Origin of the sequence: Sinorhizobium garamanticum, from assembly GCF_029892065.1 — a bacterium.
GTDB classification, from domain to species: domain Bacteria; phylum Pseudomonadota; class Alphaproteobacteria; order Rhizobiales; family Rhizobiaceae; genus Sinorhizobium; species Sinorhizobium garamanticum.
In genome coordinates this window covers 3,265,919-3,279,297 of record NZ_CP120373.1, presented here as the reverse complement: position 1 = coordinate 3,279,297, position 13,379 = coordinate 3,265,919, and the positions used below count along the sequence as shown (strand labels likewise).

The 13,379-nt window shown below is 64.0% G+C and carries 11 protein-coding genes; 4 read left to right on the top strand and 7 right to left on the bottom strand.

All coding sequences use genetic code 11. The annotated features are described in order from the left end of the window. Positions 1-114 precede the first annotated feature (114 nt). Positions 115-1,191, bottom strand: a complete 1,077-nt coding sequence (locus PZN02_RS15420; RefSeq protein ID WP_280658823.1) for a class I SAM-dependent methyltransferase — start codon at positions 1,189-1,191, stop codon at positions 115-117. Between the two features lie 169 nt (positions 1,192-1,360). On the opposite strand from PZN02_RS15420, the gene PZN02_RS15415 reads away from it, so the two are divergent. From PZN02_RS15415 to PZN02_RS15405, 3 genes are all read left to right on the top strand, one after another. Beyond that, a complete protein-coding gene (locus tag PZN02_RS15415) occupies positions 1,361-2,407 on the top strand; it encodes a GlxA family transcriptional regulator (RefSeq protein ID WP_280658822.1) in 1,047 nt (348 codons plus the stop codon). Positions 2,408-2,519: 112 nt separating this feature from the next. Next, entirely contained in the window at positions 2,520-3,179 is a 660-nt protein-coding gene (locus PZN02_RS15410; protein WP_280658821.1) for a dihydrofolate reductase family protein, read from the top strand. 138 nt (positions 3,180-3,317) lie between these two features. Continuing rightward, positions 3,318-3,737: a CBS domain-containing protein gene (locus PZN02_RS15405; protein WP_280658820.1), complete on the top strand. Its 420-nt coding sequence runs from the start codon at positions 3,318-3,320 to the stop codon at positions 3,735-3,737. 220 nt (positions 3,738-3,957) lie between these two features. On the opposite strand, the gene PZN02_RS15400 is transcribed toward PZN02_RS15405, so the two are convergent. Next, the gene (locus tag PZN02_RS15400) at positions 3,958-4,221 is read right to left on the bottom strand and encodes a hypothetical protein (protein WP_280658819.1); all 264 of its coding nucleotides are present in this window, start codon (positions 4,219-4,221) and stop codon (positions 3,958-3,960) included. 453 nt (positions 4,222-4,674) lie between these two features. On the opposite strand from PZN02_RS15400, the gene PZN02_RS15395 reads away from it, so the two are divergent. Beyond that, positions 4,675-5,622, top strand: coding sequence for a FecR family protein (locus PZN02_RS15395; RefSeq protein ID WP_280658818.1), 948 nt, complete (start codon positions 4,675-4,677; stop codon positions 5,620-5,622). A 67-nt stretch (positions 5,623-5,689) separates the two neighbouring features. Here PZN02_RS15395 and PZN02_RS15390 read toward each other — a convergent pair whose 3' ends face one another. The 5 genes from PZN02_RS15390 to PZN02_RS15370 all read right to left on the bottom strand — a co-directional run bounded on the left by PZN02_RS15390 (position 5,690) and on the right by PZN02_RS15370 (position 13,379). Continuing rightward, entirely contained in the window at positions 5,690-7,837 is a 2,148-nt protein-coding gene (locus tag PZN02_RS15390) for a CHASE2 domain-containing protein (protein WP_280658817.1), read from the bottom strand. Positions 7,838-8,049: 212 nt separating this feature from the next. After that, the gene (locus tag PZN02_RS15385; protein WP_280658816.1) at positions 8,050-9,249 is read right to left on the bottom strand and encodes a transporter substrate-binding domain-containing protein; all 1,200 of its coding nucleotides are present in this window, start codon (positions 9,247-9,249) and stop codon (positions 8,050-8,052) included. Between the two features lie 105 nt (positions 9,250-9,354). Continuing rightward, positions 9,355-9,954 carry a YdeI/OmpD-associated family protein gene (locus PZN02_RS15380; protein WP_280658815.1) on the bottom strand — a complete coding sequence of 200 codons (600 nt, stop codon included), beginning with the start codon at positions 9,952-9,954 and terminating at the stop codon, positions 9,355-9,357. 222 nt (positions 9,955-10,176) lie between these two features. Continuing rightward, positions 10,177-12,405, bottom strand: a complete 2,229-nt coding sequence (locus tag PZN02_RS15375; protein ID WP_280658814.1) for a xanthine dehydrogenase family protein molybdopterin-binding subunit — start codon at positions 12,403-12,405, stop codon at positions 10,177-10,179. Next, complete coding sequence (locus PZN02_RS15370) at positions 12,402-13,379, bottom strand: FAD binding domain-containing protein (protein ID WP_280658813.1); 978 nt, start codon at positions 13,377-13,379, stop codon at positions 12,402-12,404. Before PZN02_RS15370 ends, PZN02_RS15375 begins: the two co-directional genes overlap by 4 nt.

Genomic DNA, 13,379 nt, shown 5'->3' with positions numbered 1-13,379 from the left:
TACGCAGTGTCATCCGAAATCGCCGGCGTGACTGGAGCGTTTCAGCGCTTTGTCGAAACGGTGAAACGCTCCAATCCTATATGGCAACGGAGTTTCCGAACCGTTGCAGGGCGCCTAGAGCCGCGCCTCGAGGATCAGGTTGAACGGCGTCTCCAGCGCCCGGCGGAAGCGGCTGAAGCCGGCCTTGCGGAAGACGTCGGCGAGCCTTGCCTCGCCGGCCTGGGCGCCGAGCACCAGATGGCCGCCATCCGAGATCGCATGGGCGCAGCAGATCGTCGTGGAGGCCGCATAGTAGATCCGCGCAACCGGCGAGACATTGTCTTCGACCCGATCGTTGGCGAAGGGCTCCACCAGCATCACCGACCCCTCGCCCGCGATCACCTTTGCCGCATGCGCCGCCGCGGCGACCGGATCGCCCATGTCGTGCAGGCAGTCGAAGAAGCAGATCAGGTCATAATCCGTGCCGGGATAGCTGTCCGCCCGCGCGGTCGTAAAGGTTACCCGATCCGAAACGCCTGCCTCCGCCGCGACCTTGCGCGCCTCGATGATCGATTCCGGATGGATATCGAAACCATGGAAACGCGAGGTCGGAAAGGCCTTCGCCATCAGCACCGTCGAATGCCCGTGCCCGCAGCCGATATCGGCGACACGCGCGCCGGTCCTTAGCTTCTTCTCGATGCCACCGCCGAGAGCCGGCAGCCATTCGGCGACCAGGCTTGCCTTGTAGGCGTTCCTGTAGAAGGCGGCGACGCCGCAATAAAGCCGGCCGTCGTGGTCACCCCAGGCAATGCCCTTGCCGGTGCGGAAGGCCTCCACCGCCTTGTTCTCGTCCGCCCACATGGAAGCAGGAACCGCCCAGGCATGGGGGATGAAGACAGGGCTGTCCTCCTCGGCCAGCACAAGCGCCTGCTCCGGCGAGAGTTCGTAGGTGCCGCTGCTTGCATGATAGGTCACGTAGCCGCCGGCCACCTGGGAGCCGAGCCATTCGCGCACATAGCGCTCCGCGCAGCCGGCCCGTGCCGCCAGTTCGCTCGAAGTGAGCGGACCGGCTCCGGCCATCGCTTTATAGAGGCCGAGGCGGTTGCCGAGGCTGACCATCACGCCGCCGTAACCCGCCGAGAGATCGCCGACCGCCCGCGAGACGAGCGCATCGAGCTTCGCCTGGTCGATCCTGTTTTCTACCTTTTCCATCTTTCCCGCTCCTCTCTTCCATCTGAAGGTCCAAGGATTTGCAGAGGATCGCATCGGCAGCGACCAAACGGCAGAGCGGGATTGTCCGAAACCGGGCCGTTTGCGCCACGCCCCGTCCCGCGGTAGAACTCATTTGCAGATGTGGCGCCACCTGTCCGATGGATTCGAGATGCCGCGCAACACCCCCGAGACCGCAACGCATCCACTTCACGTGAGCCTCGTCGCCATCCCCGATGCGGTGGTGTCGACGCTGACCGGCATCTTCGACGTCATGAACGCCTTTGCCCTGCTTCCTTCGCCCGGCCACGCGCAATCGGCGCCGCCGTTTCGCGTCGAGATCGTCGGGCTGTGGCCCGGCCCGCTGGAGCTCGCAAGTGGCGTGCCCGTGATGGTGCAGCGCGGTATCGCCGGCATCGAGACGACCGACATCGTCATCGTCCCCTCGGTGCTGCTCGGATCTGACGGCTGGCAGAAGGGCCGGCATCCGGAACTGGTCGATTGGCTCGGCGCAATGCATCGCCGCGGCGCGCTTTTGTGCTCGGCCTGCTCGGGTATTTTCCTGCTTGCCGAGACGGGGCTTTTCGACGGGGTCGATGCGACAGTGCATTTCGGCTACGCCCAGGCTTTTCACACCGTCTTCCCGAAAGTGACGATCCATCCCGAGCGCGTTCTGGTCGTCTCCGGCGAGCGCGAAGAACTGATCACGTCGGGCGCCTCCATGACCTGGCACGATCTGGCGCTCTATCTGATCGCCCGCCATGCCGGCGCAACCGCGGCGCAGGCCATCGCGAAATATTTCGCGCTGCAATGGCATCAGGACGGGCTCGCGCCCTACATCGTCTTCGAGGGGCGCAACGACCATGGAGACGTCGCAATCCAGGCGGCACAAGAGTGGATCGCGACGCATTTCTCGGTCGCCAATCCGCTGGAGGAGATGGTCCGCCGCGCCGGGCTCGCCGAACGCACGTTCAAACGCCGCTTCACCGGTGCGACCGGCCTAAGCCCGATCGTCTATGTCCAGCGCCTGAGGATCGAGGATGCCAAGCGCCGGCTTGAACGGACGGAAGTACCGATCGACGAGATCAGTTGGCAGGTCGGCTACGAGGACCCCGCCTTCTTCCGCCGCCTGTTCAAGCGAGTCACCGGGCTGACGCCGGGAAGCTATCGCCGGCGCTTCATGATTCCCGACTACGCCCGGCCGCCGCGGAGGGAATAGGCGCTTGGAGAAACTCTGCTACTGACGATGCGTTCGCAAAATTATGCGGACCGTGTCGGTTTCATCCGCTTTCGGGCGTCCTACAGACACAAGGATCACGAAGGAGAGCGCAATGAGAAAGATCGTTGTTGGTGCATTTGTAAGTCTCGACGGAATCATGCAGGCACCGGGTGGGCCGGAGGAAGATCCTACCGGCGGCTTCAAATTTGGCGGCTGGGTGGCCCCCTATTTCGACGAGACCATGGGCGCGGCAGTGGACGAGATGTTCGCCAAGCCATTCGACCTTCTGCTGGGGCGGAAGACCTACGACATTTTCGCGGCTCATTGGCCCTATGCCGGCGCCGACGATCCGATCGGCACGTTGTTCGATCGCATCACGAAATTTGTCGCGACGCGCAATCCGGATTTCAAGCTCGGCTGGCAGAACAGCCAGAGCCTCGGCAGCGACGTGGTCGCCACGCTCCGGAAGCTGAAGAGCGAAGACGGACCGGACCTCCTGACGCAAGGTTCGACCGATTTGCTGCAGACCCTTTTCCACAACGATCTGGTGGACGAGATGTATGTGTCGATCTTTCCGGTCGTGCTCGGAAAGGGCAAGAAACTGTTCGGCGACGGCGCCTCGCCGATGGCACTGAAGCTCGTCAGTTCGAAGGTTTCGGGCTCTGGGGTAACCGTAAACAAATACGTCCGCGGCGGCGAGATCGTCACCGGCTCGTTCGAATTCGAGCAGCCGACCGAAGCGGAACTGGAGCGGCGCAGGAACCTGACCTGACCGGTGGGGCGGCTCGCCCATTCGGGGCCGCTTGGCCGATGGCGCGAGCGGTCCCGCCCTGACGAGATTCCGCCGGATACCAACGATTAGCCATGATTTCCGACTATGCTTTCCCTTTGCCGAACAAGGGAGGTTACGATGCAAATTTCGGAAGCCATGCATCCTGGAGTACGTTGGATCTCGCCGGATACGGACCTGCGCACGGTGGCGCACATCATGAAGGACGAGGATATCGGCGCCCTGCCCGTCGGCGAAAACGACCGGCTGATCGGAATGGTCACGGATCGCGACATAGCCTTGCGCGCCTTCGCCAACGGTCACGACGTTGCTTCGCTCACGGTGCGTGATGTGATGACGAAAGAGATCGTCTTCTGCCGCACGAGCGAATCCCTCGAAGACGCCATCCGCCTGATGGAAGAAAAGAAGATTCGGCGGCTGCCGGTGATCAACGAGGACAAGCGGATGGTCGGCATGCTGTCGCTCGGCGACATTTCCCATAGCAGCAGCCGGGAACTGACGGGCGAACTGCTCAAGGCCGTCAGCAGCCATCACGCCTGATAGACGCGGCCTTGAGGTGTAGCGGGAAGAGACGGCGCACGGTGCCGCCTCTTATACAAGAGAGATGGCCCCGCCATCGAACGATAAGTCTCTCGCGACGCGGCGCGGCCGGGCTCCTGTGACGAGCACAGGAGTAACCGTGTTTTGGCGCCGGACGGTATGCGGCCCCTTGCCGACGCGGCAAGACCGTCAGACCGTGCAAGGCGCGGCGACGATCGCGCTACTTCACCAACATGGAGCCGTTGAGGATTTCGATCGTTTCGCCGCCCTGAAGGCCGATGCGGTCGCCGCTTGGCGCGGTGACGAAACAGCCGCTCGGGCAGATCATTTCCGTCGCGCCGGAACCGATCGCAACTTCCATCCGGCTCTCACCCTCGACGACGACCAGCACGGCGGTGTCGCCGTCCTTGTTCGTCACGGACGCAGCAAAAGCTGCTCCCGCCACGAGAATGCCGGAAAGCACAGCAATCAAAATTGTCTTCATCGCCCACCGGCGCTGCGTGAGCGCCGCCCCTTTGCTGCCGGTCGCCGCTCATATCGCGAGCTCCGGCCCCCTCTTCAGCCTGCGCCAGCCTAAACAGGAGCGGGATGAATTGCATGCTTTTTATCTCCAGACGGCTGAATGCCTGCTGAACGACGGCGCGAGGGGAAGATTCATGCGCCGGGGAGCCGCCCCTATAGCGCCGAATTGCCTCGACGGGATCCTCACCAATTCCGCAACATGTTGATTTAACGAAAGTTTTTGACCTTCGCAGCCGGTAACCCGAACGGATTAGGAGACACCCTGCCATGTCGCATGGTAAATAGTTAAACAATTGCGAGCGGGGCAAAAGCAGTGCCTCTAAATATTTCAGCAAATCCCCGCTCTGGCGAGTGATCACGCAGAAGGACCGCGGACTGTTTCAATCCAAAGTCGCCGTGATCCAGGAGGGGTGCCATGTCGCATTTGCGTGGCGCCGCAATCGTCGCACTCGGTGTCATGTTTTTCGGTCCGGTGTCGGCAATGGCTGCGGAAGCAATTGGCGAGGCGGTTCGGATCAGGACTGAAGTCAGAGGTGCGAACGGTCTGCTGGCGGTCAAGGACCCGGTCTACCGGGACGAACGGATTCTGACATCAAAATCCGGGCTGGGACAATTCGTGTTCCGCGACGGCACCAAACTTGCCGTCGGCTGGGGTTCGTCCGTCGTCATCGACAAATTCGTCTTCGATGACTCGAACAACTTGCAGAAGCTCAGTCTGAGGGCGACGAAGGGCACGTTCCGCTGGGTCAGCGGAAAATCGAAAAGCACTGCCTACGAGATCTTGACGCCGGCCGGAACGATCGGCGTCCGCGGCACCGCCTTCGACTTCTATGTCGGCGGCGACGGAACGACTGCGCTCGTTCTGCTCAACGGCGAGGCCAGTTTCTGCGGCCCCGGTGGCTGCAAACAACTGACAAAGCGTTGCGACTGCGTGATCGCCAACCGCAACGGCAACATCACCGACACGCGCCGCGTCAACCGCCGCATCCTGGAGACTCTCGGAAACGAGGGAGCGTTGCCGTTCCTTTCCGGCAACCAGCAGCTTTCCGGCGGGCTAGGCTGGGTCGGCGGCGGCTGCAGCCTTCGTGCGGCGCTCCCGATTCCGGGAACGCAGCAGGAGCGGTTCACGCCGCAGCCCGAGAAAAAACAGGCACAGCCGCAGAAGCCGCGTAAACCGGACAAGCCGCCGCCAAAACCCGACAAGCCGGAAAAGCCGCCGCGCCCGGAGAAGCCCGAGAAGCCACCGCGGCCAGAGAAGCCGGAGAAGCCGCCGCTGCCAGAGAAGCCAGAAACGCGTCGGGAAACGGAGAAGCCGCGTCAAGAGCAGGACCGGCCGCGAGAGGGCAGCCGCAATAACGGTTAGAGCAATTCCGGGAAAAGTGTGTACCGCTTTTCCGCTAGATGCGCGGCGCTGTAGCGTTTCGTTCGGCTCATCCTGATTTGCCGGGATCTGCGAAGTGATCGGCCCGGCGCGATATCCGCCGGTAGAATTCCGTCAGCCCCGGGAACTTCGCCGCTTTGAGCTTCGCCGCGTTCAGGATCTTGCGGTTCGGCACACGGGACCGCAAGGCGTCTACAAGTTTCAAGTGCAGGCACCGCAATTCGGCGAATTCGGCTGAGGCCCCGAGTTTTTCGTCGCCGACGACGGCGAACAGCCTTGTCCGCGTGCTCTTTCCCTTGAGCGCCAGCATCCCCGCTTCGAGCAGGGCATGGCCCGGCAGCACCTTCGCGGTCTCCTCGGACACCAGAATGTCGAAGTGGACGTCCTTGCACGAAGCCTCTATCCGCGCCGCGACGTTCACCGTATCGCCGACGGCCGAGTAGTTGAAGTGCGCCTCGGCGCCCATGTTGCCGACGCAGGCGATGCCGGTGTGAATGCCGACCCCGATCGCGACGCTATGCTCCTTTCCGAAGCCGAAGGCGTCTTCGGCATTGAGGCGCGCCATCGTCTCACGCATGGCAAGCGCGGCGCGAACGGCCTTGCCGGGATGGTCGGCGACGTCGACCGGGGCGTTCCAGAAGGCCATGATCGAATCCCCGATGAACTTGTCGAGCGTGCCTTCGTTGGCAATCACATGGCGGCTCAGCGCATCGAGCAGCGTGTTCAGAAAGCCGACGACGGCGGTGGGAGCCAGGCGCTCGCTGATTTCGGTGAAATTCCGGACATCGACAAACATAACCGTCAGCTCGCGGTCGTCGCCGCCGAGGCGCAACGCATCGCGCGTATGCTCGATACGATAGAGCAGCGACGGCGAAAGATACTGGCCGAAGGCCCGCCGGACGGCGCGGCGCTCGCGGTCGGTGACGAGGAAGCGGAACGCGGTGGCGGCGAAATGCGTGATCGATCCACTGACGATCGGAGCGAGTGGATCGAAAAGAAGCCCGCCATAGAGGAAGGCGAGCCAGGAAGCGACGAGTCCAGCCGCGGTGATCAGCAGGCCGCACACCAGCGCCACCGCGGGACTGACGAAGGTGGTAAGCAGCACGAGCAGCGTGCCCGCGACCGCGATGGTCAGAATCTCGAGGCCATCCGCCCAGTCCGGGCGCGAGAGAAAATGGCCCGACAGGATCTGCTCAACGGTTTGCGCGTGCAGCGAGACGCCTGGGACGTTCTGCCCAAGGGCGGTCGTGCGAATGTCCTGCAAACCCGCCGCCGACGTGCCGACGAACACGATGCTGCCCTCGATTGCGGCCACCACCTCTGGCGACGCCCCGCCGGGCGCGAGCACGTGCCTGGCCGAGACATAGCGTTCGGCCCGATCGGGACTGACATAGAGCCAGAGTTCGCCGGCCGCGGTCACCGGTACCACGAAATCCCCGATCTTGGCGTCCGTCAGCGTATCGGCCACTTCCGGGGCGGCGGCGAGCACGTAGGTGGAGGCGCCCTGCGCCACGCGCAGCGCTTCGAGCGCGAGGTTCGGAAAAAACTGTTCGCCGTCGCTTAGGAAAAGCGGGACGGCGCGGACCACGGTCGACGTCGCGCCGGGATTGAGACTGATGTGGCCGAGTCCGGCGGCATTGGCCTCGAGCTGCGGCCTAAGCGGCGTCGCCGCATCGAGACGTGGCGGCGCGCCGAAGGGGCTTTCGCCGGTAAAGGCAAAGCCGGCCTTCACCGGCGGCCTATAGCTCCCTTCGTTAGAAATGCCGAAACCCAGCACGACAGGTCTGTCCGTGATCGCCTGGGCGAAGATCTCATCGTTGTCGGGCAGTTGGCGCAGCAAGGATGGGTCGATCCCGGCAACGTCGCGGACGACGTTGCGCGGCGACAGGCGATCCGGCTCGGCAAAGAGAACATCGAATGCGATCGCCGACGCACCCATCTCCGACAGCCGATCGACCAGGGCGGCAATGCGATTTCTCGGCCACGGCCACTGACCAAGCTCCCGGAGCGACGCCTCGTCTATGTCGACGATCCGCACCGGCATGTTCTCGTAACTGCGCGGCTTGATGCGTTGGTATTCGTCGAATGTCAGATTGCGCCCGAGCCGCAGCAATGGCGGATCGCTTGCCCGCAGCATGGTCAGCGCCGCTACAATCGCCAAGCCGATAATGACGCCCACCTGCTGCGCGCGTGTCATGCAGCATCCGCCCCCCTACAGCGCCGCACGTCTTCAGACGCGCAAAGGACACTGCAGCACTTTGAACTGCTGCATCTTTCCTTAAATCGGCAAGGATTTAAGGAAACATGCAGTAGCGCGGGCAAGCTTACTGCATAATCCGGAAAAATCGGAATCGGAGAGATTAGGCCGATTCAAGGCGTTACGCGCACCGAGAAGATGTGCCCGCGCGCTCAGCGCTTCTCGCCAAGATAGCTGAACAGAGTCTGCTTCCATTTTTCGCTGCGGATCGCCTCAAGCACGGCCACATCGGTCGCATTGCGGTAGCGGCTCCCTGTCGGCATGGCAATGCCGTAGCTCTGCGGTTCGAAAGTCACGTCGAGGACTCCGACCGAATTCGAAAACTTCTGTGCAACAAGCCACGCAAGCAAGGGCTTGTCGTACACAAAGGCGTCGATCGAGCCCGACTCAAGCCTGTTCAGCCCATCCTCGACACGGTCGAAATTGCGGTACCCGATACGTTCCCGATCGAGAAATCCGAGCGTTGCCGATCCCGCCAATGCGCCGACGCGCACGCCGGGCAGGTCATCGACACCGTTCACGACGCCACGGATCTGTCGCGTCGTGAGCGCCGATGTCACGCTCGCGGTAAAGATAGCGATGGTGATGATCGAGACCACCATCCAGATGATGGCAAGCGCGCGCCCCGCGAGCGTTCTCGGGCCGCGGTGACCGGTGCTTGCCTGCGTCATCACTTCGGCGGACCACCAGATGCTGGCGCCGAGACCCTTGGCGGCGCTGCCTCCGAATTCCTCGTTGTGCCGGCGTTCGAACAACCAGATCAACGCACCGACCAGAAACGAGATGCCGATGAGCGCACCGGCCGCCTGGAGGAAACCCAGTGAGGTCATCGTGCGCATGATTTCGCGCCATATCGACATGCGGTTGAGCGAAACCGCGATGCCGAGGCCCGTATTGTAGAAGGGCTGCGAGAAGTCCACGCTGCGTTCGCGCTCGGGCGTGATGGTTATCGCCGCGACCGAGAGATCATAGTCGCCCCGTGCCGTCGCCTCGAGCAGACTCTGGACCGACGGCTCCTCGACCAGACGGAACTTGAGACCGAGTTCCTGAGCGATCTGCCGCCAGAGTTCGATGGAAATGCCCGTCCAGGTACCGTCCGGTTGCTTCATCGCGAACGGCGGTGCTTCCTTGGTGCCCACGACAAGCTCACGATCAGGGAAGTCCGTCGCAAGGCCGCTGGCCGGTGCCCGCCCTTGTGCGCTCTGTGCGACGAGCGGAGTCTCGTCCGGCGCTCGGCGGCTGTTCTGCGCCGCGGCCGTCACCGCGATGACGGTCACCATCCCGAAAACGAGCGCCGGTAGAAAACGAGGGACATGTCTGCCCACGAGTTGCCGGCCTCTGACGGTATGCATCGTCACCCTCAATCCCATTCGACGGAATGCGCATAGTAACAGACGATGGAAACCCGATCCTCCCCTGCCCTTTATGCGGATGCCGACGGAGCCTGTCGGCGGCGGTCACTTCCGCCCCTGCGGGTAGATCGTCTCGCCGCGCTTCAACATTTCGACGAAGTTCTCGATCTTCTTCTTCCGCCCGGCTTCGGTCTTCATGTTGTGGGTGCGGAAGGCGAGCGCGAAGCGGTTCTGTCCACTGAGCTTTGCCAGCATTTCCCTGGCCTTGGGCTCGGCGTCGATGGCGGCCTGCAGATCGTCCGGGATCTTCATGTCCTTGCCGCTTGCATAGGCGCGCTCCCAGCGCCCGTCCGCCTTGGCCGCCTCGACCTGCTTCAACCCATGCTCGGTCATCCGGCCTTCCTCGATCAGCCGGGCGACATTATCGACATTGATCTGGCTCCAGGTGCTCTTCCTGCCGCGCGGGGTGTAGCGCTGAAGAAAGCTCTTGTCGTCGAGCCCCTTGCGCAGGCCGTCGATCCAGCCCCAGCACAGCACAACGTCGATCGCCTCCTTTGGCGTGATCGACTTGAGCCCCGAGCCAACCTTGTGAATCTTGATCCACACCTCGTCCGCCGTGTCGTGGTGTATACCCAGCCAGCGGTAGAAGCTCTCGGCGTCCTCGATTTCGCGAATTTTTTCCGGATCGACCGTCACCGGCGCCATCGGCCGACCTGCCTTTTCGCTGCTGCCATGTTGCGTGTCACCTTCGCCAAAATCCGGGCGCCGCCATCATCACGCAGCGGGCGAAGAAGTGCAACGCGTAGTGGTTACAGCCGACACAGTCGCTCGGCGCGGCAGGCTTTTCCAGCCTACAGCGCCGCGTGTCTTATCAGACGCGCAAAGGGCGCCGTAGCATTTTGAATTGGCCGAACGCGTCTTCTGTCATCAGGCGAGCATGTCCTCAATCCGGATCGGCAGCGTGCGCACCCGTTTGCCGGTCGCATGGAAGACCGCATTGGCGATGGCAGGCGCCATGCCGACGAGTGCGATTTCGCCGAGCCCCTTGACGCCGAGCGCATTGACGTGCGGATCCACCTCGTCGACGAAATGCGCTTCGATATTCGCGATATCGAGGTTCACGGGCACGAGATAGTCCGCCATATGCGCATTGACCGGGCGGCCGTCGCGCTGATCGAGCACGGTCCGTTCCATGAGCGCCATGCCGATGCCGCCGACCATGCCGCCGACGCACTGGCTCGCTGCAAGACGCGGATTGACGATGCGACCGGCGCCATAGGTACCGACCGCGCGGCGCACCCGGATCGTGCCCACATCGGGATCGACCGCAACCTCGGCAAAGACCGCACCGAAAGCATGCATGGAATAGCGATCCGCAATATCGGGGTCACGGCTGGTGGACGCAATCGCCTCGATCGGTCCGCCAGCGCTCGCGACAATGTCGCCATAGGCCTGGCCGGGCGCGGTGTCGCCGCGACGGCGCAGGCGCCCTTCCTCCCACGTGACGCCATCGGCCGACGCGCCGAAAACCGGCGAGAGCTGGTCGGCAATGGCGCGCCTTGCCGCCTCTTCCTGCACCGCGATGCATGCGGCGCGGATTGCCGAACCGACGGACGCCATTGTCCAGGAGCCGCCATGGGAGGGAGCCGGCGGAAAGTCCGAGCGGCCAAGGCTGAAGCGGACGCTTTCGATCGGCAGGCCGAGCGTCTCGGCGGCGACCTGTGTCATCGACGTGTAGGTCCCCGGCCCCATGTCGCTCGCCGCCACCTCGATTTCGGCGGTACCGTCGGGTAGCAGGCGCGCGAGCGCGCTCGAGGGAGCATGAAACGCCGGATAGCTCGCGGACGCGACACCCATGCCGATCAGCAGCCGCCCATCGCGCATGGAGCGCGGTTTCGGATCGCGTTTCGACCAGCCGAAGCGCTCGGCACCGGCACCGTAGCACTTCATCAGCGACCGGCTCGAGAACGGCTTGCCCGCGGCCTCGTCGATCTCGGGCTCGTTCAGCCGGCGCAGTTCGATCGGGTCGAGGCCGAGGTTGTAGGAAAGCTCGTCCACGGCGCATTCGAGCGCGAACACGCCGCTCGCCTCGCCCGGCCCGCGCATATAGGTCGGCGTGCCGGTGTCGAGCGGCAGGACCCGGTAGCGGGTTCGCACATTGGGGCAGGAATAGAGGAAGCCCGAGACCGATGTCAGCGCCTCGATGAACTCCTCGTAGCGGCTCGTTTCTCCGACGCCCTCATGGATCAGCCTCGTCAGCTTGCCGTCACTGGTCGCCCCCAGCGCGACGCGCTGGAGCGTGCGGGGACGGTGGCCGGTCGTGAAGAACATCTGCTTGCGGGTGAGCACGAGCTTCACCGGCCGACCCACCTCACGCGCCGCGATGGCCGCGAGCGTGACGTGCGGCCACGTCCTGAGGCTGGTGCCGAAGGCGCCGCCGACGAAGGGACAGATCACCTGAACATTCTCGACCGGCAGGCCGAAAATGGCCGCGATCTCGGCCTGCTCGTTGACGACATACTGGCTTTTGCTCCAGAGCGTGAGCCGGTCACCGTTCCAGGCCGCGACAGTGGCGTGCGGCTCCATCGGATTGTGGTTTTCGCGTGCGATGTCGTAGCTCTCGTCGACCTTCACCTCCGCGCTCGCGAGAGCGGCGTCCGCGTCGCCGCGCTCGGCATCGGCATGCGCGCGGCCACCTCGCCTCGTGGCCTCCGGGATGACCGCACTCGCGAGCAGACCCGTTGGGTCGACGACCGGCCGCTCGGCCGCGTAAGCGACATTAAGTGCCGCGGCGGCACGCTCGGCGTGGTCGAGCGTATCGGCGACGACGATCGCCACCGGCTGGCCCCAGAAGCGCACCTGATCGTCCTGAAGCACATGCAGGCGTTCGCCGATGGCGGGATCGATCGAGCCCTTGTGCTCGCCATAGGCAAGCCGCGGCGCATTGAGGTGGCTGATCACCGCGATCACGCCCGGCATGGCGGAGACGGCGTCTACGCCGATCTCGGTGATGCGGCCGAGACCGGCCGTGGCGCTGACGATCACCGCATAGGCCTGGCCCTTCTGGTTGAAATCGGCCGCGTAGCGCGCGCCTCCCGTTACCTTGGCGCGGCCGTCGATGCGGGGGAGCGGTTGTCCGATGACGTTCGTCGTCATGCCATTTCTCCGACCATTTCGAGCGTGCGGACGATCGTCCGCTGCAGGAGTTCCACCTTGTAGTGATTGCCGGTAGCCGGCCGTGCTCCGTCAGCCGCCAGCCGCGCGGCTGCCTCAAAGACCAGGCGGGCCGGCTCCTTGCCGATCAGCGCCGCCTCCGAGGCGCGCATCCGCCACGGGCGGGTTCCGACCCCGCCGCAGGCGATCCGGACCGAGCGGATCACGCCGCCCTCCGTTTCCATGGCAACGGCCGCCGAGACCAGGGCGAACTCGTAGGACTCCCGGTCACGCACCTTGAGGTAGCGTGCGCGACGGCTATGCGGGCCGCCGGGCACCCGCACGTCCAGGATCAGTTCGCCCGGATTGAGCGTGTGTTCGAGATGCGGCGTATCGCCCGGCAGCCGGAAGAGCTCCTCGACGGGAAAAGTGCGCTCGCCTTCGGGTCCGCGTACGCGCATCGTCGCGTCGAGCGCGATCAGCGCCACCGCAACGTCGGACGGATGGGTGGCGATGCAATGATCGCTGACGCCGAGGATGGCATGGCCGCCGTTCAGCCCATCGATCGCCGCGCAGCCCGAGCCCGGCTCGCGCTTGTTGCATGGCGCATCGAGCATGCGGAAATAGGGACAGCGCACGCGCTGCAGCAGGTTTCCGCCGATCGAGGCGACGTTGCGCAACTGCGGCGATGCGCCTTCGATCAGGGATTCGGCGACAAGCGGCTGCAGACGCAGGGTATCGGGATGGGCGGCGACCTCCGTCATCAGGGCAAGCGCGCCGATGACGAGATCGGAGCCTTCGACGCGAATGCCTCCGAGCGGAAGGGCATTGATGTCGACGAGCCTTTCGGGACGCTCCACCTCCTCGCGCATGAGATCGATGAGCGTCGTCCCGCCGGCGATATAGCGCGCGCCCGCGGCCGCGGCGGCAATCGCCTCCTGTTCGCTCAGGGCCTTTTCATAGCTGAATGGCAGCAT